This is a genomic window from Desulfosarcina ovata subsp. ovata (assembly GCF_009689005.1).
In the GTDB taxonomy this organism is placed as follows: Bacteria; Desulfobacterota; Desulfobacteria; order Desulfobacterales; family Desulfosarcinaceae; genus Desulfosarcina; species Desulfosarcina ovata.
In genome coordinates this window covers 2809501-2833843 of the sequence record NZ_AP021879.1, presented here as the reverse complement: position 1 = coordinate 2833843, position 24343 = coordinate 2809501, and the positions used below count along the sequence as shown (strand labels likewise).

Here is a 24343-nt window from a genome sequence, read left to right as displayed (position 1 = left end):
AACCGTTGAATGTTGCCAGTTTGTTCCGCTTTCTGGAGTTCCAACCTTCATGAGAAGAGGAAACAATCATTATGCAACTGGTCATCAACACCCCTGGCACCCTGATTACCCAAAAAGACGGCATTTTTCGCTTAAAAAACCAGGACAAACGGTTCGACGTCTCGCCCCTGAAGGTTGAATCCATCGTCATCACCAACAAGGCCATGCTTTCCACCCAGGCGGTGGCCCTGTCCCTGGAACATAACATCGACATTGTCTTTTTGGATGGATACGGCGATCCGGTGGGCCGGGTATGGTTTGCCAAAACCGGCAGTACGGCGATGATTCGGCGCAGGCAACTCACCGCTGAGGTTAATGGGGAAAAGGGGCTTGCCCTGGTCTCGGATATGATCAGCCAGAAGCTTGATAACCAGTTTCAATATCTTAAGAAATTGATGTATGCGCGCCCCGGAAAGGAGGCTCAATTCGAGAAACCCCTCGCGACGATTAACCAGTCGATCGAGGAGCTAAAAGATCTGGAGGCTAGGGATGAAAATATCCGTAACCGGCTGATGGGCTATGAAGGCACTGCCGGCCGGGCCTATTTCCAGTGCCTCTCCCAACTGTTTCCAGAGAAATACCGGTTTTCCGGACGCTCCCGCCAGCCGGCCAAAGACCCCTTCAACGCGGTCCTCAATTACTGCTACGGCATCCTTTACAGCCGGGTTGAAAAGGCCTGTATCCTGGCCGGTCTCGATCCTTATGTGGGGTTTCTGCATACGGACAATTACAACAAGAAGTCCCTTGTCTTCGACCTGATCGAGCCTTTCCGCATTTTCGCCGAACAGTCCGCCGTCTACCTGTTCACGGGACGCAAAATCAAGGACGATTATTTTGACGTCTCGGAAAACGCCGTATCGCTCAACACCCAGGGAAAACCGATTGTCGTTGAATCCATGAATACCCACCTCGAAGAATCTGTCCGCTACCGGCGTAAAAACGTCAAACGCAAACACATCATCCAGCACGAAGCCCACCGGTTGGCCAACATCCTGCTGGCCGACGAGGATGAAAAACGGCCCGAGTGGCTGGAAATCAAGGAGTTTTGATCATGTCTTCCGTCCTGGTCTGGATCGTTTACGATATTGTCGAAGACGGCGTACGCAACCGGGTGGCCAAGCAATGCAAAAAGTTCGGCCTGCAACGGGTCCAAAAAAGCGTTTTCCTGGGCCGCCTGGAAAATAACCGTTTCGATGAGCTGGGTGAGATATGCCGCGACATGATCGACGAAGACACCGACAGCGTCTACCTGTTCCCCTTCTGCCAGGAGGATTTCCGGCGTATCAATGTGCTGGGCCAGGGGTTTGACCGCAAACTGGTCAATGATGAAATTTTGGCGAAGTTTTTTTAATCGGCGCTGATGGACTCATCGAGCAGGTCCGCTACCCACTGATTCAGGCTTTTCCCCTCTGCGGCGGCGCGGGTAACGATACGAGCGTGCAACTGTGGAGATACACGCAAGTTGAATTTACCGGAAAACGCCTTGCGCGGATCCACCCCGTCTTCCTTGCACATGTCCAGGAATACCTTTAGTGACGTTTCTCCCTCTCTGCGAAGCCCATCAATATCGCCGGCATAAAAATCGGCTCCGCCGTTAAGACCGATGAATTCTCCACGAAACATTTCAATTTCCGGGTCATATTTGATGACCGCCTGATAGCCATTGATTTCCATAATGTTCATCATGGTGTTACTCCGTTGTCCGCCAACCATTTTCGAATGCTGGCGACAGCCCCTTTGTCCGTATTCGGCGAAGGATGCGGTCGGTGAAACACCCTCCTTTCACCAAACAGGCGAACGCGGACGATGCCGACGGTCATCGGGCGGTAATTTCGTCGGTGAAACACCCTCCTTTCACCAAACAGGCGAACACCGATTCGTGAACCTTCACGTTCGCTTAATTCGGCACCCAATTCAACGAACAAGGCTTCAATATCACGCCATTTAATATTACCTCCCACCGGTCTTATAAATATGGCGTCCAAGATCTTTTGATGTTTGCGTTTCACAATAAAGATAGTACCATATATCAGTACCGTTTCAAGAAATAAATGCCTTTCATACACCTTTGTATCTTTTCAAACGCAACTCTGCAGTTGACAAATTCAATATAAAAATGGATTGTTAACGAAAATAATCAATACCGTTCGGCATACATATTGCCGTAACATCTTGTTATTAAAATAAAAAATAGCGCTGGACAAAAAGATCGCTTTGTGTTTTAATCATGGTGGGTACAATTAATTAACCAGGAGGTCTCCATGAGCGAACACATCGACAAAAATGTTTTTCAAACAATTCTATCACCGGTGCTACCATTGATTGAGGTTACTCAAAATAGTCTCCATAATGATTTGGACACTTACAAGCTTTCATTATCATCGTTCACCACAAATTTGCTTTTTGGAATAATAACCAGAATTAAAAGCGTTGGACAAATCGTCACTGAGATCAAAACATCACCAACTGCTAAGGCATTAGGATTGGTCGTCGCATCGAAGTCTATGTATAATGAAGCGTTTAATCGTTATCCCCCAGAAATATTTAAAGATATATTCCATCAGTTGGTAAAAGAATTGGATTTGCATAAAATTCCGGAAATCAGTCATCTTGGAAAAATGCTAATTGTAGATGGTTCGCTTTTTCCGGCCATTTCCAATATGGCATGGGCTTGTTACAAGAAAACCGCTAATGCGATCAAAATGCATTTATCTTTTGAACTCAACCGAATGATTCCAACCGAATTTATCAGTACGGAAGGTAACTTTTCCGAAAAAGAATTTGTTAAGCAAATTCTTCGCGAAGGCATTACATATGTCTGTGATCGAGGCTATATCGCTTTCAATCTGTTCAAGCAGATATCCGACAGCAATGCATTTTTTATTATTCGCGGAAAGTCGAATATGACGTACACTGTAAAAGAGTGTCTCACTGCCACCGTACCGGATACATTCTTGAAATTTTTCAGTGACATCACAGATTCAAATATAATATTCAATAGCGATGAAAACAAAGCAAGTTATCGTATTGTTAGCTTTACGGCTATGGGCGAAAACTACATTTTGATCACAAACAGAAATGATTTGACAACTTACGAAATTATAATGCTTTACGCTTACAGGTGGCAAGTGGAACTTTTTTTTCGCTTCATAAAAAGAACCTTCAAGGGAATTCACTTAATGAGCCAATCTCCTCATGGCGTACAGATACAATTCTACTTGTATATGATTGCTTATCTATTGTTATTATCATTCAAACAAGATACGGAAATAATAAGCAGAGAAAATGAAAAAGATGAGCATGAATCTGAAGAAAATAATAAGAACGAAACCTTGCTAACTTCATCTTCATGCTCCAATTCAAATGCAAAAAGACCATATGTTTGCGGGTTAGTAACTCTTCTTGGAGAAAAATTAAAACAGTTTTATAAAATTGGTCTTCACTGGTTATTAGCAGTAAAAAATAATTTGTTAGAAATATTTGATGTGAATATCGCCAAAGTTATTGCTCAATACTCTTATCAATGACTGTGCCGAACAGTATTGGAAAATAATCGAAACATCTCAATAAATTGTTGCAGATATGGTAGATCGGGTTGAGCGTAGAGATACCCGACAACAGACAGCAACAATTTATTTAACAGTTCCAGCCACGACCAAAATTAGATAGTACCTACCGTTCCATTTTTTTTACGATGACACCAATTGTGTGGCGAGTCTTTCTCTACAGGTGAAAGGGTTCTGTGATCAGCCATGAAAAAGAATCGACACCAAATAAGAGTGGGCATAGAGACGGATGCACCATACTTTTAAAGTAGCTGCCGGTTTAGTTAATGAGCCCGTAAAAAGTGCCTGACTCGTCATGCCGGACTTGATAAGCCTGCCCCGGACCCGATCCGGGGGCATCCATTGAATTGTGAAATTCAGATTGGACGAAAATGAAAATCGCCACGCTCTATTTCAGCAATGTCCGCTTGAGGCCGTCTCAGATCCACAAATTGCGCGGCTATGTCGGCAACGCCTTTAAAAACCATGACCTGATCCACAACCATGACCTCACTACCGACAAGGTCATTTACCGTTATCCGTTGATTCAGTTTAAACTGATCGATAATGTTCCGGCCATCATTTCCATAACTGAACGCGCAATTAAGGTGTTTGGCGAGATCTTCATGCAACTGGACCATATCCGCATCAACGGATGCGATATTCCCGTTTATGAGAAGAACCTGAAGGTGGACGATGTCGAATTCGGATTTTCCAATGAGACGTTTATGTACGAATTCGTATCGCCCTGGATCGGGCTGAATCAGAAAAATTTCGCATCCTACAAATCATATAAAACGGAATCGGAGCGCAACAACCTGCTTAGACGGATACTGGTCGGCAACATGCTCTCCATGTCCAAGTACCTGGATGTTTATCTTGAAAAAGAGCAGAAAATAACCGTGGATCTGAAGCTGAAACCTCAACAGGTAAATCTCAAAGGAAAACAAATGACGGCCTTTAAGGGGATTTTTAAAACCAATTTTATGATCCCCGATTACCTTGGGTTGGGGAAATCAGTTTCGAGGGGATTTGGGACCGTAAGGAGAATGCTATGATCAACGCCATCGCCGAACTTGGTCGGTATGCCAAGGAACAAGATCCTCAGATGACGGATTTCGATATCTGGTTGGAAGATTCCTATGATGGGGGTAAGTATGACATTGTCTTTTTCATTGTCCTGGAAAGAGCCGATGACACTAAGGAGTGGGGCTACAAAAAGATCGATGTCCATGAGAACGGTTCCCATTTAAAAGATAATCTGGTCTACAAACGTGGAACTTCCAGGGGAACTGACAAGACACCCACTGCAAAAGTTGCCAAAAGCATATCCGGTACATTTAAGCAAAAAGTCATGGCGTGGTTTGTCTCCAATAAAGATGCAGAATTCCTTGAACCTCCGGAAAAGGAGTACTTGGATAAAATTCATTCAGCATTGATTCAGAATGAAGAACGCATAATAGGCGATTTGGAAGATCAGCACAAACTGACCGAAGCCAAAGGCGTTGTTCTCTCACTCCAATTGATCGAAAACGAAAACAAAAAATATATCGGCGATATCCCATCCATCGCTGCGTTTATCATTCAGGAGAGTAAAGCATCTTACAAGTTTTCAAAAACATTTAAAAAGTATTCCTATTCCACTGATAAAGTTTGCTCCATATGCAATGATTTTAAAAAAGAGGTCTTCGGATATTTCACATCATTGGGTTTTTATACGGTGGATAAACCGGGAATGGTTGCCGGGGGATTTCTCCAGGATCAGAGTTGGAAAAATTATCCGGTTTGCCTGGAGTGTGCGCTCGACATCGAAACGGGAATAAAAGAGAAGGAAAACTATTTTGATTTTAGATTTTATGGTTGTCGCTATTATCTCATTCCAAGGCTTATCCATAATATCGGCAGATCAGAAATCATAGACACGATTAAGGAATACAACCAGAAGCTGGCGGTGTCTGACGAGGCAAGACACACAGTTCTGAATCCGGAGGAAGATGTTATTTGGCTTCTAAGGGACAATCAAAATCATGCGCAGTTTACTTTGCTGTTTTACGACAAACCCCAAAAAGGCGTATTCCGAATCGTTGAAAACATCGAAGAGGTACTCCCCTCCAGAATCAAACGTCTATATGATGCGAAATCACTTATTGATGAAATATTTATTTTCAAGCTCCCCCAAAAAGATGGAAAGCGAATCTTTCGTTTCAGCTTCGGTGTGCTTAGGTTGTTTTTTCCGAGAGATAAAGCCCGCGGCAACCACGACAAGGATTTCCTGCAAATTGTTCACAAGGTTTTCGCAGGTATGCCGATCCAATGGGACTTTCTAATCAGCCAAATCATGATTGCCGTCCGGAATCGTTTTGCCAACGCTGAAAACGAATGGTTTCAGGTTCTCAGCGGTTTCATGATGATAAGTTACTTTTATGAGCTTGGACTATTAAATGACTTTGAAGGAGCAAGCAAAATGGCAACAGAGTTTTATAATTCTTTTGAAATCAGAAAAGAAGATGATTATGAAGGCAAAGTGGTTGAGTTTTTTATTCAATTTGAGGATTTTTTTGGAACTCACGCAAAGAAAGCCATTTTCCTGACCGGTGTATTGACGAAGTTACTTCTCAACATTCAGCAGGCCACAAGGGAATCAACTCCGTTTAGAAGCCAACTAAAAGGATTAAAGATGGATAGTGCGGATATTCAGGGCTTGCTTCCCAAAATCGAGGACAAATTGGCGCAGTACAAACACTTTGGTTACAAAAATCTACGTATAATGATTTCACAAGAGTTCCTATCCGCCGGTGACGATCAAAAATGGAGCCTGACTATCGATGAAATGAATTATATCTTTGTATTAGGAATGAATCTTTCCGACTATTTTAAAGTCAAAAAAGAAGATGAGGAGGATTAGGCCATGGCTGATGTGACAAAACGAACCGAATTGCTGTTCCTCTACGATCTTGAAAATGCAAATCCCAACGGTGATCCCAACGACGAGAACAGACCAAGGATCGATGAAGAAACGGGTAAAAACATCGTCACCGATGTTCGTTTGAAACGCACTGTCCGCGATTACTTATTGAAAAACGGGCAGGACATTTTCGTGCGCGAAAAAATTTACGACGAGGATGGCCACATCCAGGATGCCAAACTCAGGGCTTCCGATTATCTGCCGGATGATGCAGACGAATTGGCCGGAATGTCTGCGGAACAGCAAAAGAAAGCAATCGCTTCAAAAATCCTGGATTCCTGCATTGACGTGAGGTTGTTCGGAGCGACCATCCCACTGGATTTAACGGTTAAAAAAGGAAAAAAATCGGAAAAAGTTACAAGCTCATTGACTTACACTGGCCCTGTACAGTTTCGTATGGGGAAATCCCTGCATGCTGTCAATCTTCAATTCCTGAAAGGCACCGGAGCGTTTGCTTCTAAACAAGGTGCGACCCGAAAAACATTCCGGGAGGAGTATGTTCTTTCCTATTCGCTGATCGGATTCTACGGCATCGTCAATGAAAATGCCGGAAAACATACCAGCCTCACTGAATCGGACATCCTTGATCTAAAAAAGGCCATGTGGATGGGGACCAAAGGATTGATTTCGCGATCCAAATTCGGGCAGATGCCACGACTGCTACTTTCTATCCGGTACAAGGAACCTGATTTTTTCATTGGTGAATTGGATAACCGAATCCGGCTGCAATCCGATATGGTCCATGCAAAAATACGCACCCCCGAAAACTATTCAATTGACATAACAGAATTGACTGACAGCATAGACAAGGTAAAAGATCATATTGAGTCTGTATCATTTATTCTGATTATAACGGATTTTGGGGAGTTTGATTCCAATAAGCCGAACATACAGTGGCCTATCCCCCGACAAAAACACAACATGTTGATATTATTGAAGATTTGAGTCTAGACTTTTTACTAATAATTTTATATAGTTAGAGACACATCCCGCCAAAGGAGGTCTCTAACTATATGGGAATAGCAGATACAAGATCCGCTAACCGAAACAACAGAATCATATGTTTGCCCTTTTCTCAAGGCAATTATGAATGCAACATACTCAACCCGGTTGATTTCAGAACTTCCGTAAACAAAAGGATCGAACTGTTTCCGGAATTATTCCCGGCTGAAATCGAAAATGGATATCGGATGAAGGATCTTTATTACTCAAAAAAACAATCCATATGGATCCGTCGAATTAAAATATCCGGTGTTGCTTACACCATTCGTCCTTCATTTGTACTGCCATACCTCGTTGGATTTGTTGACGAAATCGAAGATGCAATGTTTTTTAGAAAGTTCGACATACCATTTTGGGCCATAAGTCGTGTTTTCGGAAAAGATCCCATGTATTGGTATCGAATCGAACAATCTATCGGGCGAAACAGCATTGTCGGAACAACTGTCCGAAATCCTCAAGATGTTCCCGAACATCTTGCCGCTGATGAAAAGCATACTCGAATTTTAGGTGAAAAAACGTATGTGGCCACGACAGTTGGTGATGGCTGTATTCTCGGTGCAGCCGTTGCCAAAGACGCCGGAGAACAAGCGTTAACAGATGCGTATCAAGTGTACAAACAAGAGGCCCAGTGTATAAAGCCGGAATATTCACCGGAAACCGTGAATATGGACGGCTGGAAAGCCACCCGAAATGCGTGGCAATTCCTCTTCCCGGCAGTAGTTATCATTTGCTGTTTTCTTCATGTGTTTATCAAAATTCGTGACCGTGCCAAAAAGAAATACCGAGATATTTTTGAAAACGCCGCATCAAAGCTATGGGAGTGTTATCGCGCTGAAAGTAAGGCATCGTTTTCCCAAAGAATAAGAAGGTTGTACGAATGGTGCGAAAAGAATGCTGTGCCATCCGTTATCATAGATCCCATAACGAAGTTACGGAAAAACATTGCCGCCTATCGTGTTGCCTACGATCATCCTAAAGCACACCGAACCAGTAACATGGTTGACCGGTTGATGCAAAGAATGGATCGCCACCTGTACAGTACCCAATATTTTCATGGATCGATGGATGCAGCGCAGTTGAGTATTCGAGGATGGACGCTCATCAATAATTTTTCACCATACAATCCTCGAACGGTTAAGTTGCACAATGGATTTAAAAGTCCGGCGGAACAGCTAAACCAATTCAGATATCACAACAACTGGTTGCAAAACTTGTACGTTTCGGCTTCTTTGGGTGGGTACCGGAGACCTCCCCAAAATCCGATATAATCAGCATTTATTGTAGATGAAAAACTCAGGTTCAACAGAAATGGTAAAGACGTTGAATTGAAAAATCTTGACCTTTTTAAGGATGAATCCGCCGAGGTACTGAAATGACCCGGGTCTTGGCCTTTAAGCTATGGGGGGATTACGGGCATTTCAGAAAATATTATACTACGACATCGCCGCTGACTTTTGAATTCCCGCCGCCAACTTCGGTGGTCGGTATTGTTTCTGCCATCATCGGGCTTGATAAGGAACAGTATCCAGCCCTTTCAAGGTAGCACTAAAAGACCATTCATAACTGGATGAACTTATTAAATAAATGCTGGACAAACCCACCCCCAAAATATACAGTAAAAAAGAAAAACTGTATTATTTGGGAGGTGACATCATGTTGAGTCCTGTTTTTACGCCGTTCATCAAGAATTCTCCGATTTCTGTCATGGCTCGTGGTTTGATGGAGAAGGTACTGAATCCTGAGCAATTGGACGAATGGTTCGAGAACACCGCTAAAGAACAATACACAAGGGACCTTTTGTTTTCGACGCTTTTTTACCTGATGAGCCAGGTCGTTCAGGGAAGCCAGCGATCAATTCACGCAGCCTTCCAGGCTTCAAAAGAGGATATTGCCGTTTCAGTTACCTCAATCTACAATAAGTTGAACGGCATGGAACCAAGTACATCGGCAGCTTTGGTCCGATATGCCGCCGAGCAGGTGGAACCTATTATTCAAAGATTGTTGGGTAAACAAAACTCCCCTTTGCCTGGCAAACGAATCAAACTGCTTGATGGCAACTGTATCGAAAAGAGCCATCACCGAATCAAAGAGTTGCGGTCCATAGCCTCAGGTCCTCTTCCGGGGAAATCATTGGTTGTGTACGATTCGATGTTGCACCTGCCCATCGATGTGTTTCCTTGCGAAGACGGCCATGCGCAAGAACGCTCATTATTGAAAACGGTGCTTGAAACTATTGTTGCCGATGATGTTTGGGTTGCCGATCGCAATTTCTGCGTGGTTGAATTCACCTGCGGCATCGATAAGCGGGATGCGTGGTTCATTATCCGTGAGCATGGGAATTATCCTCTCGAGCTAATTGGAAAGGAAAAATATATCGGCAAAATCGAAACAGGAACCGTATACGAGCAACCCATCCGGGTTCGTGATGAAGCTGGCGAAGAGCACGCCTTCAGGCGGATTCGCGTGAAGCTGAAGGGTGAAACCCGTGATGGTGATACCGAGATTTTCATCATCACGAATCTATCAAAGAGCGCAGCAAACGCTAAAACAGTTGCCCGGTTGTATCGGGATCGATGGACCATCGAAACGGCCTTTCAGCGTCTCGCTGAATATTTAAACTCTGAAATTAATGCATTGGGCTATCCTCGTGCCGCTCTTTTCGGTTTTTGCGTTGCTCTGGTCGCCTATATCAGCATGTCCGTTGTAAAAGCAGCACTGGGCAGTGTTCACGGTGTCGATTTCATAGAACGGAACGTATCTGGTTATTACATCGCCAATGAAATCGAAGGCGTCTACCAAGGGATGATGATCGTTATCGAAAGCGACCATTGGGTCGTTTTTAGAGACATGCCAGAAAGTGATCTGGTTCGGTTGCTTGAAGAATTAGCTGGCAACGTAAAATTATCAAAGTACCAGAAGCATCCTCGAGGTCCCAAAAAGCCCAAACCGAAGCGGGTTGCGATGAAAAACAAGCCACATGTTTCAACCGCGAAAATACTCGCTGAGAGAAAGAAGTCATAGTACTACCTTGAAAGGGCTGGGAACAGTATCTTAAACGGTTTTTGAACCCATCTGACTATCATGTGGCAATCTGCCTCATCAATCCGGTAAACAAAGTAAGGTGGACACAAAACCTGATAGACACTAAAAGGCATTTCTGGAAAATCCACAACCGAACACAGATCCGTACAGAATTTTTAAAAAATCCTCGCTTTAAAATTTATTTCTCCCACAATGATCAAGAAATACATGATCGTCTTAGGGAGAATCTTGCTGCCCACAAGTCATATTATACTGTATCTCTTGGTTTAAGCGAGCTGCTGGCCGATTTCGAATACTGTGGTGAGCATACAATTTCTTCTTTGAGTGATCAAAAACAGCAAATTGTTAATTCCGTCATTCCTTGTTCCGCGCTGCAGGATGATACTTCTGTTGAATTCGAAAATGGAAAGGAAATATTCAAAATCAATTACCCCGTGGAAATGACACCTGAGCGTGTGGTGACGCGGCGCGAGGATGTGCTTTTCGAAAGAAGGGGCTTGCCGATCACTTGCAGCGTTAAAGGACTCTATCAAACAGAAAATGGAGAGAACGTTGTCTTTTTCTGAAATATGCTCTCATCCGGGTATTCCTCTTGAACAGCACTTGCTGAACGTGGCATCCCTATGTGAAAATACATTCCGGTCGACTAAACTCAATTTTGAATTCGGCGTTGATCAACAAGAATGGCAGATGCTTGTCTGGATGATGGGCTTTTTGCATGATATCGGCAAGGCAACCCCGTTTTTCCAAAAATATCTGGCGGAAACGGATGAATCCGAAAAAGCCCGCATGAAGAATGAAAAAGAGACCCGCCATGGTTTTATATCGGCAGTCATCGCTCATTTTATCATCAGCGGGCTTGTTGATAAAGCAAACACGGAAAATGTCTTATGGGAATTGATGCCGTTTTTCACATTTATGGCCATCAAGCGCCATCACGGCAATCCTTGTAACGCGGTCAGAATGCCGAACAACAACGATAATAACGAATTAGACGATGAATACGAATATATTGACAAACAATTTGCATCCATAGACACGGATATATTCGATCATCTGATGGTTTTCCCGAGGCAGATATGGGGCATAGAAATACAAAAAGCTGATTTCCCGGGAAAATTATCAGCCTATTTCAAGCAGAACATTTATCGAAATGAAAAATCACGGACAAAACGACTCCGAAAAAAACTATCTTACTTTTTTATTTTTCAATACCTCTTTTCGCTATTGATTCAGGCGGATAAAAAAGAGGCGATTTTCAGCGACCGCTATACATTCAACAAAGTCGATATCAATAAAGACATTGTAAAAGAGTATATCCAAAGCGAATTCGGACCTCCCAAAACAGAGATGGATATAATCCGCAGCAATATTTTTAACGATGCGGACAATACAATTTCAAACATTGATATTGATGCCGGAAAAATTCTATCCTTGAATGTTCCTACTGGTACAGGGAAAACTTTTACCTGCCTTTCAACGGCACTCCAGCTTAGAGCACGCCTTGAAAGAGAGAAAAATCAGCGTGCGCGGATTATCTATACACTACCGTTTACCAGTATTATTGATCAGAATTACCAAGTGTTCGAAGGTATTTTATCCAATCCTGAAACAAACGTATTACTTAAGCATCATCACCTTGCGGATATTTATTTCAAGGCTGGCGATCATGAGTTCGAAACCGACGAATCCAAGTTTCTGATCGAAAGCTGGGAGTCTGAAATTGTGGTCACGACCATGTTTCAACTTTTTCACTCAATTCTGACAAACCGCAATAGAATGATGGTCAAGTTCGAAAAAATGGTCAACGCCATTGTCTTATGCGATGAAATTCAGTCCTTGCCATATAAATACTGGAAACTGGTCAAGCATATCATGTTCAGTATCTCAAAACTGTTCAATACATGGTTTATCCTGATCACGGCAACGCAACCAAAAATATTCGACTCAACTGAAATTCAGGAACTCGTTCCCTCTAAAGCTAAATATTTTTCTCAATTGGACAGGGTGGATATCTCATTTGAAAAAGATCCGTTGACTCTTCAGGAGTTCAAGCAGGTGTGCAAAGAGGCAATTCAATCTACGGATGAATCCTATTTGTTTGTCATGAACACGGTGAATTCAGCCCTGGAATTATTCGAAAGCCTCCGTGAAACCCGTATCAAGGCTCAATATTATTTTTTGGCCACCAATATCGTTCCCATCGAGCGTCTCAAGCGAATTGACGGAATTCGAAAGAGCAAGCAAAGAAAAATTATAGTTTCAACCCAGATGATTGAGGCCGGCGTCGATATCGACATAGACAATGTCTGGCGTGATATGGGGCCGCTGGAATCAATCAACCAGGTTTGTGGTCGGTGCAATCGCCATCTGGGATCTAAAAAAGGAAAGGTAAGAATTTTTCAGGTGCTTGACGATGCCAATAAGAACAAACCATTCGAAACATATATTTATGGGAAAAATCCTCTGTCAATGCTTCAGACGAGAGAGGTACTAACTGGAAACGATACTATTTGCGAAACCGATTTTCTAAGAAACATGAGTACATATTACGCCAAAATCGAGGAGCGCATGAGCCCTCAAGAATCCGACAAAATTCTTGAATTCATGGAAAATTTACAATTTTTAAGTGTCTACAACAACTTCAAACTAATTGAGGAAGAAGGTTACGAACGAAAAGACATATTCATAGAGCTGGATAGCAATGCGCAAAAAACCTGGGCAACATACCTTTCCATAATGCAAATCGAAGATAAACTAGAGCGTAAAAATAAATTTTTGGCTATCCGTAAAGATTTTTATGATTATGTTATATCCGTACCCGCGAAATACGTTCACGAGAAAGAATTTGAAGAAACCAATTTTGTGTTTGTCAACGAAGAACAAATGCCGACCTGTTATGACAAAGAAACCGGATGGATCAGAACAATTGATGATGTTTATACGTTCTAAATTGAGAAAAAATTTGCAACAAGGTAAATCCTAATGGATCGGAGTGAACTCAATCTAACGGCAACACACTTGCTCGAATATTTATACTGTCCGAGATTCACCTATTTCGAAAATGTCCTCGACATTCCCGAGCACCAGGAAAACCGCTTCAAAGTTCAAAAAGGCCGCGATGTGCATAATAGGATCCGAAAGACTAATCCGGATTACCTGCGTAAAAAGATAGGCGTGGTGGATAAACAAAGCGATGTATATCTGTCGAGCCCTTCCGGCATTCGTGGAATTGTGGATGAAATTCTATTTCTGGATGATGGTACCGCCGCACCACTTGATTACAAGTTCGCCGAGTATAAAGAAAAGCTTTTCAAAACCTATCGAATGCAGTTGGTTTTTTATGGTAGATTGATCCAGGATAATTTTAATGTTCCGGTTAACAGGGGCTTTATCGTGTATACCCGCAGTCGTAACAAGTTGGTAGAGGTCTCTCTTGCGGATACCGATTTCAAGGAACTTGACAAAACCATCGAAGGATTGTGGAATGTAATTGGCCGCTGCAGGTATCCCCAACCTACCCGATATAAGCGGCGTTGTCCGGATTGTTGTTACAGAAATATTTGCGAAAGGAATATTTAGAACAAAAACCTCCTGATATCTGAATGTTAAACATACTTTGCCGAGGTGTGATCCCATGGCTGAATGGGTAAAAAAAGTAAAATTTTGCTTTATAATGGTCGGGAAGAAAACAGACAACATACTGAAAAACAGGAGCAAATTCAAAAATCGGCGTTGAAGAAACCGATCCAACAAAACAAGGATTGAAACCCACATTGTATTACACCGGGTTACAGGATTCAAAGGTTGAAGAAACCGATCCAACAAAACAAGGATTGAAACATTTCATGTCGGTTCGATTCCAGCCCCAAGTATCAAGTTGAAGAAACCGATCCAACAAAACAAGGATTGAAACAACTATACGCTTGAAGTTCTGCAGCCCATTTATCAGGTTGAAGAAACCGATCCAACAAAACAAGGATTGAAACTGGGAACGGCAAGGTTTTAATGCGTTAACGACTGCTAGTTGAAGAAACCGATCCAACAAAACAAGGATTGAAACTGGTAAGGTTTTTTTCAACCCTTTATCCAGCAAAACGTTGAAGAAACCGATCCAACAAAACAAGGATTGAAACCATAGAGAAGTGATAATCTGATAACAAACAGTCGGTGTTGAAGAAACCGATCCAACAAAACAAGGATTGAAACAACTCAGCCGTAGCACGATCAGCCAATTCCATAAGGTTGAAGAAACCGATCCAACAAAACAAGGATTGAAACTAATAGGTTCCCTCCCAGGATGCAGTCTGAAGATTGTTGAAGAAACCGATCCAACAAAACAAGGATTGAAACATAATCCATAATACTCCATACATTCTTTATACTTAGTTGAAGAAACCGATCCAACAAAACAAGGATTGAAACTGTGGAAGATCCGCTGGCAGGACAAGAAAGATGGGTTGAAGAAACCGATCCAACAAAACAAGGATTGAAACCCAAAATGTGGCTCGATGCGGGTGTTGACCGTTCGGGTTGAAGAAACCGATCCAACAAAACAAGGATTGAAACCCGCATTGTATTACACCGGGTTACAGGATTCAAAGGGTTGAAGAAACCGATCCAACAAAACAAGGATTGAAACGTATTTACCGGATAGGATCCCGGCGTAGATTTCTTGTTGAAGAAACCGATCCAACAAAACAAGGATTGAAACGTGTCATGAACACCTTTCTCTATCCATGCCATAAGTTGAAGAAACCGATCCAACAAAACAAGGATTGAAACTTGATCATCTCCATGGTTCACCAATCTCCTTACGTGTTGAAGAAACCGATCCAACAAAACAAGGATTGAAACACGCGAGCTTCAACGACCTCATTGTAGGTTTCCTTGTTGAAGAAACCGATCCAACAAAACAAGGATTGAAACTTGAGGAACGCGTACAGGGCTGAGCCCTTAGGGGGTTGAAGAAACCGATCCAACAAAACAAGGATTGAAACATTCCCTCTGATCTACGCGAGGTGTTAAGTGCTTGAGTTGAAGAAACCGATCCAACAAAACAAGGATTGAAACATCCCTTTGAATTGGCTTTCATCACTGTGCGTCATGTTGAAGAAACCGATCCAACAAAACAAGGATTGAAACGAGCAACCATTCATGGACTCCCATGAGGCCAAGTCGTTGAAGAAACCGATCCAACAAAACAAGGATTGAAACTCGAAGATCTTGGATGCCATCTTTGAGCTGGCCTGGTTGAAGAAACCGATCCAACAAAACAAGGATTGAAACATGATTACATTTATCTTCCCATTTCAAGTGAAGTAGGTTGAAGAAACCGATCCAACAAAACAAGGATTGAAACCCAACTTCAGGGACAAACAACCCATCAGCATCATAGTTGAAGAAACCGATCCAACAAAACAAGGATTGAAACTGATGTTAGATTGCGGGTACTTTGAACGAAAAACCGGTTGAAGAAACCGATCCAACAAAACAAGGATTGAAACCCCATTAATGCTGGGCGTCGTGCTCGATAATAGCAGTTGAAGAAACCGATCCAACAAAACAAGGATTGAAACTTTGTACTCGGGTTCCGATACCACAACTATCCATTGTTGAAGAAACCGATCCAACAAAACAAGGATTGAAACAACATTTCCTTGGAAATGGTTGCGGTGGTGAGGTCGTTGAAGAAACCGATCCAACAAAACGTAAGCGTTCACGGGGTATATTGGGCGCTCAATCCGGCGCACTTTTTTCGCTCCGCTAACCTCTCGTAATTTCAACATTCCCATACAAAATCAATAACTTGTTGAAATAATTAAAAATATCTAGACTTTCCATTTCTGGTATGCTATCGTGCTTTTCATGAAGTCCGATAGACCCATTTCAGATGCCGATTGGCAAGCTACTGCTGAACCGGTACGCCAGTACATCGTTTCTCTGGAAGATGAGCTGCGGGCGATTAAAACTCAAAACGACAAGCTGGAGAAAAACAACGAGAAGCTTGAAAAGCAAAAACGCCAAAACTCGACCAACTCCAGCAAACCGCCCTCATCCGATCCGCCCTATAACAAACCCAAACGCGAAAAGCCCAAAGGCGAGCGCAAACCGGGCGGACAAAAAGGACACCCGGGGCATGGGCAAATGCTGCTAACGCCCAACAATACTCAAAATGTGATGCCCAAGTGCTGCGGTTGCGGTCTCCATTCATCAGATTGGGATAATCTGCGACCCTTTCATACTCACCAACATATCGAATTGCCTGAAATCGAGATGGACATCACCCATTTTGTTCTGCACCAAGGTCAATGCCCTCGGTGCGGCAAGATTGTCAAAGCACAGGTTCCGGAGGCGTTTAGCACCGGCTACGGCCCGCGGTTTTGTGCGTTTATCGCCGAACTGAGTGGCATCAAGGCCATGAGTCGGAGAAATGTGCAGCAACTGGTCCACTCCGTGTTTGATATCAAAATCGCCACCGGCACGATCCAAAAGGTTATCGACCGCGCTTCCGAGGCCATTGCCTCCACCTATGAGCGTATCGGCCAGGTGGCCCGCAGCAGTGAGTGCAACTTCATCGATGAAACCAGCTGGTTTGAAAAACACAATCTGCAATGGCTCTGGGTAATGGTCAATACGATGGTGGCCTTTTTCCGCATCGATCCGAAAAGATCCAAACAGGCCTTTCTCGAACTGATCGCCGACTGGAAAGGCATCTTGATCAGCGACGGTTATGGCCTTTATTGCAAATGGGTCCATGGCCGGCAAACCTGCCTGGCCCATTTGATCCGAAAGGCCAAGGCGTTAATCGAGAGTAGAAAACTCAACGAAAGGCGAGGCGGCAAGTTAATTTTGGCACATTTGAATACCCTGATCGAATTTTCAAAAAACAAACCGCCACCTTTAAAATGGGAGCGTTTTTATAACTCCTTGTTGCTCATCCTCAGCCTTTTTGAAGACGACACCGATGATGCCGGACGCCTGGCCAGGCAAATAATACGAGAAATTGACGCATTGTGGACCTTTCTCGAACATGATGGCGTCGAACCCACCAACAACCGTGCCGAACGCTCTCTGCGCTTTGGCGTGCTATGGCGCAAATGTAGTCTGGGAACGCAAAGCGACAAAGGCAACCGCTGGGTCGAACGAATCTTGTCTGTAAAAGAAACCTGCCGACTGAGAGATAAAGCCACATTCCCGTTTCTGGTCGAATGCCTGGAATGTTACTTTGCAGGCATCTCTGTTGATGTGAGTTGGATCTAAGCCTCTCTTCAGCTAATAGCCCCGTGACCGTTTACAACAAAACAAGGATTGAAACCGGTATGCCTTTAATGCTGGTTATTGGCATGGAGGTGTTGAAGAAACCGATCCAACAAAACAAGGATTGAAACGTACCAATGGCCGACCATCAGCATCCCGCAAATAAGGGTTGAAGAAACCGATCCAACAAAACAAGGATTGAAACCCGCATTGTATTACACCGGGTTACAGGATTCAAAGGTTGAAGAAACCGATCCAACAAAACAAGGATTGAAACTGGTAAGGTTTTTCTCAACCGTTTATCCAGCAAAAGTGTTGAAGAAACCGATCCAACAAAACAAGGATTGAAACGGTATCAGTTTAACCCTATCCCCCTTGATAACAATGGTTGAAGAAACCGATCCAACAAAACAAGGATTGAAACTTAACCGCCCCGGAAACCACCTCGGCACCGGTCATGTTGAAGAAACCGATCCAACAAAACAAGGATTGAAACAGATCCAACGCAGTCTTTACAGCATCTGATGATGGGTTGAAGAAACCGATCCAACAAAACAAGGATTGAAACTTGGTACTTCTCTTCGGGCCACATACCAGCTTGGTGTTGAAGAAACCGATCCAACAAAACAAGGATTGAAACCCGATTGGGGAAACCGGTAACGGTCTCCAAGGTCTGTTGAAGAAACCGATCCAACAAAACAAGGATTGAAACTCCGCATCTCTTGCGCATTCGGCATCACACATGACAGTTGAAGAAACCGATCCAACAAAACAAGGATTGAAACAGGATACATCATGCAACCCTGCCCAAAATGCAAAAAGTTGAAGAAACCGATCCAACAAAACAAGGATTGAAACCCCAAACAACCTGCTTGCCAGTAACGGCGCAAAATGTTGAAGAAACCGATCCAACAAAACAAGGATTGAAACATGGAATGATTAACTGAGGAGTAAAAATGAAAAAAGTTGAAGAAACCGATCCAACAAAACAAGGATTGAAACCCATCCCTATTGAATTGAGTCTCATAGGATTCCAGAGTTGAAGAAACCGATCCAACAAAACAAGGATTGAAACTCCAAGGATTTCCCGCCCCAATCTTCCCGGCATAGTTGAAGAAACCGATCCAACAAAACAAGGATTGAAACTCACCGATGCTGTCAGGGGCGCCTTGAAAGAAAATGTTGAAGAAACCGATCCAACAAAACAAGGATTGAAACCCATCCCTATTGAATTGAGTCTCATAGGATTCCAGAGTTGAAGAAACCGATCCAACAAAACAAGGATTGAAACTTTGTACTCGGGTTCCGATACCGCAACTATCCATTGTTGAAGAAACCGATCCAACAAAACAAGGATTGAAACTTTCCGTTAAATACTTTTTCGGTCATTTCGGTGAAGTTGAAGAAACCGATCCAACAAAACAAGGATTGAAACTTCACATATTGTTTTTACTGCCGATATGGTTGAAAGTTGAAGAAACCGATCCAACAAAACAAGGATTGAAACGTGACAAAGGGTGGCGAGACTGTTTTGAAGGCCAGTTGAAGAAACCGATCCAACAAAACAAGGATTGAAACATTCAGGCGGTATCCCTCCGGTGATGATATTCCTGGGTTGAAGAAACCGATCCAACAAAACAAGGATTGAAACTGGAAATGATTGGAGTGTGGCCCGCAGATAAGACATGGTTGAAGAAACCGATCCAACAAAACAAGGATTGAAACTTAAAGACGTTTCAATAGCAATGAATGCTTCCGGTGTTGAAGAAACCGATCCAACAAAACAAGGATTGAAACCCATTACGGTCGGATTGCAGGAATACATATCCGGCTTGAAGAAACCGATCCAACAAAACAAGGATTGAAACGAATCCTCTTCCCCCCTCTTTGGTGTAGAATGCCTCGTTGAAGAAACCGATCCAACAAAACAAGGATTGAAACAGCATGGGGAATGGTGTAGCACCTCCGATGGTTCATGTTGAAGAAACCGATCCAACAAAACAAGGATTGAAACACAACAACGATAAGCTTGTTGGACTCACGCCTTTGGTTGAAGAAACCGATCCAACAAAACAAGGATTGAAACTCAGTATCCCCACCCTGGAAGGCACTCACCGGGCCGCTTGAAGAAACCGATCCAACAAAACAAGGATTGAAACTGTCTGCCAGCGATAATCTGATTTTGTCTTCTTCCTGACGATCTGAAAATGTCAGGTTATCCCCGCCTTAATTTTCTTCCACAATAGGTTTAAAACCTATCTTCTTCTCTTTTTCTTCACCAATTTTCTTGCCTAAATCCGGGCCCCCAAATAATACCAACTTTTGTTACATTGGCACGTAGGAGGAGCGTGCCCAATGTCCAGGATAAAGCGGAAAAAATGTCGGCATTGCCATCGGTTATTCGTTCCTGACCCGCGAAACAGAAAACGTCAAAGGTACTGTCGCAGACCCGCGTGCCGTAAGGCCAGCAAAGCCGATAGCCAGAAACGGTGGTGCCAAAAACCAGAGAACGTTGATTACTTCCGCGGGGCGGATAATGTCGAACGGGTTCAGCGGTGGCGCGAGACCAATCCAGGATACTCGCGCCGAAAGCCCAAAACCTGCGTCGATGCGTTACAAGATCCCTTAAATCGACAACATGCAGAAAATACAGACAATAATACCGATTTTACAAACCATGCGTTACAAGATCTCTTAACATGCCAATCCTCTGTATTAATTGGAATTATCGCTCAATTAACCGGGTATGCGTTACAAGATGACATCGCAATGGCCGCCCGTCGTATGCAACAATTTGGCGACGATATCCTTAACCCTCAATATAAAGGAGGCCATCATGGTAACCAAGCACCCAATTTGCCCCGATCGTATCCGAAAAGTCCCAAAACAGTTCAGTTGGCTCGATCACCGCCTGGTCAGTGAACACTATATCGATCGCTGCACTCACAAAGCGGCGGCATTGTATCTGTTCCTGGTCACCGTCTCCGATGCAAAAGGTATGAGCTATTACTCCGACCGAACCCTGGCCCAGCGCCTGGGGATGGACGAACCGGAGGTCATACGGGTTCGCAGCGAACTGGTTGATATCGGCCTGATTGCCTATCGAAAGCCGTTATATCAGGTTTTAGCCATCGACCCCGAGCCGGTAAGAACCAGCGGTGGCCTTCAGTCGGTTGAACAGATTTTCAAGCGCATCGCGGAGGGTCGGTCATGATCGATTATGCCCTTTACTGCAAAATCAACCATCTGAGCGCAAACGACGGATTGACGGCCCCACAAATCGCCCGTGAACTGTCCATGGACGTCAGAACCATCCGAAAATGGCTGAATGAAACCCAGTATAAGCCACGCCAGGGCACCCCGCGCCCCAGCAAGCTCGACCCCTTCAAAAGGGATATTGTCCGCCTGCTCGAAACCCATCCCTATACCGCGACACAGATCTTTCAACGCATCCGGGAACAGGGCTTTACCGGCCAATATTCCATCGTCAAGGACTACGTCCGCAAAGTAAGGCCGCCCAAACCAAACGCCTTTCTCACGCTATCATTCGCGCCGGGAGAATGCGCCCAGGTCGATTGGGGATCCTATGGTTCCGTCAATGTCGGCAATACCCGAAGACGGCTCAGCTTTTTTGTCATGGTGCTTTGCTATAGCCGCTTGATGTATGTGCAGTTCACCGTCTCGCAAACCATGGAACATTTTTTGGGCTGCCATCAAAGTGCCTTTGAGTTTTTCGGCAAGGTTCCCCAACGAATCATGGTCGACAATCTCAAGAGCGCCGTGCTCAAGCGCATTGTGGGAAAGGCGCCGGTGTTCAATCCCAAATACCTGGACTTTGCAAACCATTACGGCTTTACGATCACAGCTTGCAACGTGGGCAAGGGAAATGAAAAGGGGCGCGTGGAGAACGGTGTCGGCTATGTAAAAAAGAACCTTCTGGCCGGATTGGATATCTCCGATTTTTCGGCCATCCACCCAGCGACCCGGCACTGGCTCGACACGGTGGCGAACGTACGTACCCACGGCAAAACCAATGAACAGCCCATTGCACGTTTTGAAAAAGAGCGCTCCTGCTTAAACCCGTTGCCGGCAAACCGCTTCGACATCGCTACGGTCTGTCAGGTCCGGGCGTCGAGCCAGTTCCGCGTACCGGTTGATGGCAACCATTACTCGGTGCCGGCCGAGTATGCCGGTCGGCAACTGACCTTGAAAACCTACCCCGACCGGATTTGCCTTTACGATGACAATAAACTGATTGCCCGCCATATCCGCAGCTATGATCGCCGCGAGGATATCGAAGACCCGGATCATCCCAAACAACTTTTGCTGTGGCGCAAAAAAGCCCGTGAACAGAAAATCGTTATGCGGTTTTTATCCCTGTCGCCCAAATCCGCGCAGTACTATCAAAAACTCGAACAACGCCGCATGAACCCCTATCATCACGTGCAAAAAATCGTTGCCTTGAGCGAAATTTACGATCCTAACAGTGTCGCCCGAGCCCTGGAGGACGCCTTTACCTTCCAGGCTTTTTCCTGTGAGTACATCGCCAACCTGCTCGAACAACGAGGCCGTCAACTCCCCCAACCCGGCGCCCTGCACCTGACCCGCCGTGAAGATCTCTTGGACCTGACGGTGGAATCACCCGATTTGAGCATTTATGAAAAGGAGACATCATGACTGACCAGCAACTCCCGGAGCCGCCCCTTGACCGGAATCTTAAATACCTGAAGCTGCCGTTTATGCGCGAGCAGCATGACCCACTGGCCCAACAAGCCGCCAAAGGCAATTGGTCCCACGAGGACTACCTGGAAAAACTGGCCGACGGGGAAGCGGCTTTGAGAAAAGACCGATCCACCCAGCGCCGCATCAAAATGGCACGCTTCCCCGTGATCAAAACCATAGATGCATTCAACTGGACCTGGCCGAAAAAAATCAACCGCCTTCAGGTCCAGCAATTGTTCAGGCTACAATTTATCGAGCAGTCGGCCAATGTCATTTTTCTCGGTGGCGTGGGCCTTGGAAAAACCCATTTGGCTTCCGCTTTGGGGTACGAGGCCTGCCTTAAGGGATATACTGTCCTGTTCGCCACCGCCATCGACGTGATCAATACGCTCTCCGCGGCTCAAGCCGCAGGACGCATGAAACAGGAGTTGAAAAAATACATCCGCCCCTCGTTGCTGATCCTTGACGAGCTTGGATTTTTGCCCATCGATAAAACCGGCGCGGATCTGCTATTCCAGGTCATCAGCCAGCGCTACGAGCAGGGACCGATTGTTATCACATCAAATCGTGCCTTCAAGGACTGGCCGGAAATCTTCAACAACGACAGCACGCTGACCTCAGCCATTCTTGATCGACTGCTTCATCATGCCGACACGATTCTTATCCAAGGAAAAAGCTATCGCATGAAAGAGCAAATAGATTGATTAATGTCGCGTAAAAAGGCTGCCGGATGCTCATTATACAGAGATCCGGCAGCTAAAATTGCCAACTCATGGTTAAGCAAATTCAAACCGCCGAAAATACAGCATCTTCAGACCGCCGCTCACACTGTCCATGTCCTCAGATAGGGCCATGAAGCTAACCGTCTTGAAGAAACCGATCTAACAAAACAAGGATTGAAACTTTGACCAAACGATACACTGGGGTTAAGGACATTCTGTTGAAGAAACTGATCCAACAAAACAAGGATTGAAACCATCCACTCTAAAAGAACAAGGCTTGAACCATGAGTAGGGCTCTTAACCATCAAGAGTACGGAATATGCTCGCTTGTGCTTTTTACAAGTATCTGTAATGGGGCTGAGGCTTCGATAGGGTATCAAGGGTAACCAACAAAAACAGCACTACCCGGCAACCCTATCCCGAAGCCAGCTTAACCTTCGTGGCCATGTCGGTAACCGACCAGCTGGTCTGCGCGGGCACTTGGCTGTTCGGGTAACAAGTCTGGATATGGATCTCCGACATCCCCCGGTCGACGATCATCACCACGCCGGTGGTCACGCCGGTTCCCAGGTTGGAGGTATTTTTCTTCTTGCCGCCCTTGGCCAGGACTACGGAGGGGGCCGTGGTCTCCGGCAGAAATCCGTGCTCCTTGATGTTCGCCACCTTCAAAAAGAGACGCAGTTTTTTTCCGGTATGCGCCGGAGAGTCGAACACCGCGAGACCGTTTTGGCCGGCCGTCGAATTGAGCGCCTGGGTGGCCGCGGAACCCTGCAGGATAAGATTCGGGAAGGCGGAAGTCAGCGTCTTGCCGCCCCGCTTTTTAAAGGCGTTTTTGCTTTCACTTCCCATCCAAGTAACCCGGTCGAGCATATCGGTATCGGTGACACCCTCCCCGCCGTGGATCGATTTGGCATGCAGTATTCGTGAGTGGGCATCCTGGCCGGTTACCGGCGAGACGACACCCTCGGCGCCTTTCAGCAATTCTCTTACTTCATAGGTTTCGTACTTTCTTGCGTAGGCCATGAATCCCCCCCTGCCATCCTTTC

The 24343-nt window shown here is 44.7% G+C and carries 19 protein-coding genes and 2 CRISPR repeat arrays; of the genes, 16 read left to right on the top strand and 3 right to left on the bottom strand.

Features of this window, described 5'->3' with window-relative positions; translation table 11 throughout:
* Window positions 1-71 precede the first annotated feature (71 nt).
* Both cas1 and cas2 read left to right on the top strand, forming a co-directional pair.
* A complete protein-coding gene (gene cas1, locus GN112_RS12655; protein ID WP_155310551.1) occupies window positions 72-1088 on the top strand; it encodes a CRISPR-associated endonuclease Cas1 in 1017 nt (338 codons plus the stop codon).
* A gap of 2 nt (window positions 1089-1090) precedes the next feature.
* Window positions 1091-1390 carry a CRISPR-associated endonuclease Cas2 gene (gene cas2 / locus GN112_RS12650; RefSeq protein ID WP_155310550.1) on the top strand — a complete coding sequence of 100 codons (300 nt, stop codon included), beginning with the start codon at window positions 1091-1093 and terminating at the stop codon, window positions 1388-1390.
* Here cas2 and GN112_RS12645 read toward each other — a convergent pair.
* Window positions 1387-1725 carry a type II toxin-antitoxin system HicB family antitoxin gene (locus tag GN112_RS12645; protein WP_173179393.1) on the bottom strand — a complete coding sequence of 113 codons (339 nt, stop codon included), beginning with the start codon at window positions 1723-1725 and terminating at the stop codon, window positions 1387-1389. The two genes, cas2 and GN112_RS12645, sit on opposite strands and share 4 nt — an antisense overlap.
* Entirely contained in the window at window positions 1722-2105 is a 384-nt protein-coding gene (locus GN112_RS12640) for a type II toxin-antitoxin system HicA family toxin (protein ID WP_197743321.1), read from the bottom strand. The genes GN112_RS12645 and GN112_RS12640 overlap by 4 nt, the downstream gene beginning before the upstream one ends.
* Before the next feature lie 195 nt (window positions 2106-2300).
* Between GN112_RS12640 and GN112_RS12635 the strand changes: the two genes are divergently transcribed.
* The 14 genes from GN112_RS12635 to istB all read left to right on the top strand — a co-directional run bounded on the left by GN112_RS12635 (window position 2301) and on the right by istB (window position 23279).
* Window positions 2301-3566 carry an IS4 family transposase gene (locus tag GN112_RS12635; protein WP_155309288.1) on the top strand — a complete coding sequence of 422 codons (1266 nt, stop codon included), beginning with the start codon at window positions 2301-2303 and terminating at the stop codon, window positions 3564-3566.
* A gap of 410 nt (window positions 3567-3976) precedes the next feature.
* Window positions 3977-4642 (top strand): CRISPR-associated endonuclease Cas6, encoded by a 666-nt coding sequence (locus GN112_RS12630; protein WP_155310549.1) that lies wholly within the window; start codon window positions 3977-3979, stop codon window positions 4640-4642.
* Window positions 4639-6489 (top strand): TIGR02556 family CRISPR-associated protein, encoded by a 1851-nt coding sequence (locus GN112_RS12625; protein WP_155310548.1) that lies wholly within the window; start codon window positions 4639-4641, stop codon window positions 6487-6489. The genes GN112_RS12630 and GN112_RS12625 overlap by 4 nt, the downstream gene beginning before the upstream one ends.
* Window positions 6490-6492: 3 nt before the next feature.
* Window positions 6493-7494 (top strand): type I-B CRISPR-associated protein Cas7/Csh2, encoded by a 1002-nt coding sequence (cas7b, locus tag GN112_RS12620; RefSeq protein WP_155310547.1) that lies wholly within the window; start codon window positions 6493-6495, stop codon window positions 7492-7494.
* Between the two features lie 68 nt (window positions 7495-7562).
* Window positions 7563-8819, top strand: a complete 1257-nt coding sequence (locus GN112_RS34330) for a hypothetical protein (RefSeq protein WP_231716904.1) — start codon at window positions 7563-7565, stop codon at window positions 8817-8819.
* A gap of 104 nt (window positions 8820-8923) precedes the next feature.
* Entirely contained in the window at window positions 8924-9094 is a 171-nt protein-coding gene (cas5, locus tag GN112_RS12610; protein WP_231717005.1) for a CRISPR-associated protein Cas5, read from the top strand.
* 41 nt (window positions 9095-9135) lie between these two features.
* Window positions 9136-10572 (top strand): IS4 family transposase, encoded by a 1437-nt coding sequence (locus GN112_RS12605; protein WP_197743311.1) that lies wholly within the window; start codon window positions 9136-9138, stop codon window positions 10570-10572.
* Between the two features lie 62 nt (window positions 10573-10634).
* Window positions 10635-11159 carry a type I-B CRISPR-associated protein Cas5 gene (locus GN112_RS12600; protein WP_231717004.1) on the top strand — a complete coding sequence of 175 codons (525 nt, stop codon included), beginning with the start codon at window positions 10635-10637 and terminating at the stop codon, window positions 11157-11159.
* On the top strand, window positions 11146-13545 hold the full coding sequence (cas3, locus tag GN112_RS12595; protein ID WP_155310545.1) for a CRISPR-associated helicase Cas3': 2400 nt from the start codon (window positions 11146-11148) through the stop codon (window positions 13543-13545). The genes GN112_RS12600 and cas3 overlap by 14 nt, the downstream gene beginning before the upstream one ends.
* Before the next feature lie 33 nt (window positions 13546-13578).
* Window positions 13579-14175 (top strand): CRISPR-associated protein Cas4, encoded by a 597-nt coding sequence (gene cas4, locus GN112_RS12590; protein ID WP_155310544.1) that lies wholly within the window; start codon window positions 13579-13581, stop codon window positions 14173-14175.
* A 152-nt stretch (window positions 14176-14327) separates the two neighbouring features.
* Window positions 14328-16244: direct repeats of the CRISPR family, unit length 37 nt; unit sequence GTTGAAGAAACCGATCCAACAAAACAAGGATTGAAAC.
* A 217-nt stretch (window positions 16245-16461) separates the two neighbouring features.
* Complete coding sequence (gene tnpC, locus GN112_RS12585; RefSeq protein WP_155308548.1) at window positions 16462-17856, top strand: IS66 family transposase; 1395 nt, start codon at window positions 16462-16464, stop codon at window positions 17854-17856.
* A gap of 91 nt (window positions 17857-17947) precedes the next feature.
* Window positions 17948-20012: a CRISPR direct-repeat array (repeat unit 37 nt; unit sequence GTTGAAGAAACCGATCCAACAAAACAAGGATTGAAAC).
* 677 nt (window positions 20013-20689) lie between these two features.
* A complete protein-coding gene (locus GN112_RS12580) occupies window positions 20690-21067 on the top strand; it encodes a helix-turn-helix domain-containing protein (protein ID WP_155308628.1) in 378 nt (125 codons plus the stop codon).
* Complete coding sequence (gene istA, locus GN112_RS12575) at window positions 21064-22530, top strand: IS21 family transposase (protein WP_155310543.1); 1467 nt, start codon at window positions 21064-21066, stop codon at window positions 22528-22530. The genes GN112_RS12580 and istA overlap by 4 nt, the downstream gene beginning before the upstream one ends.
* Window positions 22527-23279 (top strand): IS21-like element helper ATPase IstB, encoded by a 753-nt coding sequence (gene istB, locus GN112_RS12570; protein ID WP_155310542.1) that lies wholly within the window; start codon window positions 22527-22529, stop codon window positions 23277-23279. Before istA ends, istB begins: the two co-directional genes overlap by 4 nt.
* Window positions 23280-23711: 432 nt before the next feature.
* On the opposite strand, the gene GN112_RS12565 is transcribed toward istB, so the two are convergent.
* Entirely contained in the window at window positions 23712-24320 is a 609-nt protein-coding gene (locus GN112_RS12565) for a hypothetical protein (RefSeq protein WP_155310541.1), read from the bottom strand.
* Window positions 24321-24343 lie beyond the last annotated feature (23 nt).

Excerpts from the sequence above, each read along its gene's own strand:
- GN112_RS12635 (WP_155309288.1), top strand. The coding sequence starts at position 2,301 with ATGAGCGAACACATCGACAAAAATGTTTTTCAAACAATTCTATCACCG.
- GN112_RS12565 (WP_155310541.1), bottom strand. The coding sequence starts at position 24,320 with ATGGCCTACGCAAGAAAGTACGAAACCTATGAAGTAAGAGAATTGCTG.
- GN112_RS12630 (WP_155310549.1), top strand. The coding sequence starts at position 3,977 with ATGAAAATCGCCACGCTCTATTTCAGCAATGTCCGCTTGAGGCCGTCT.
- istB (WP_155310542.1), top strand. The coding sequence starts at position 22,527 with ATGACTGACCAGCAACTCCCGGAGCCGCCCCTTGACCGGAATCTTAAA.
- GN112_RS12580 (WP_155308628.1), top strand. The coding sequence starts at position 20,690 with ATGGTAACCAAGCACCCAATTTGCCCCGATCGTATCCGAAAAGTCCCA.
- tnpC (WP_155308548.1), top strand. The coding sequence starts at position 16,462 with ATGAAGTCCGATAGACCCATTTCAGATGCCGATTGGCAAGCTACTGCT.
- GN112_RS12645 (WP_173179393.1), bottom strand. The coding sequence starts at position 1,725 with ATGATGAACATTATGGAAATCAATGGCTATCAGGCGGTCATCAAATAT.
- cas2 (WP_155310550.1), top strand. The coding sequence starts at position 1,091 with ATGTCTTCCGTCCTGGTCTGGATCGTTTACGATATTGTCGAAGACGGC.
- istA (WP_155310543.1), top strand. The coding sequence starts at position 21,064 with ATGATCGATTATGCCCTTTACTGCAAAATCAACCATCTGAGCGCAAAC.
- cas5 (WP_231717005.1), top strand. The coding sequence starts at position 8,924 with ATGACCCGGGTCTTGGCCTTTAAGCTATGGGGGGATTACGGGCATTTC.
- GN112_RS12625 (WP_155310548.1), top strand. The coding sequence starts at position 4,639 with ATGATCAACGCCATCGCCGAACTTGGTCGGTATGCCAAGGAACAAGAT.
- cas1 (WP_155310551.1), top strand. The coding sequence starts at position 72 with ATGCAACTGGTCATCAACACCCCTGGCACCCTGATTACCCAAAAAGAC.
- cas4 (WP_155310544.1), top strand. The coding sequence starts at position 13,579 with ATGGATCGGAGTGAACTCAATCTAACGGCAACACACTTGCTCGAATAT.
- cas7b (WP_155310547.1), top strand. The coding sequence starts at position 6,493 with ATGGCTGATGTGACAAAACGAACCGAATTGCTGTTCCTCTACGATCTT.
- GN112_RS34330 (WP_231716904.1), top strand. The coding sequence starts at position 7,563 with ATGGGAATAGCAGATACAAGATCCGCTAACCGAAACAACAGAATCATA.
- GN112_RS12605 (WP_197743311.1), top strand. The coding sequence starts at position 9,136 with ATGCTGGACAAACCCACCCCCAAAATATACAGTAAAAAAGAAAAACTG.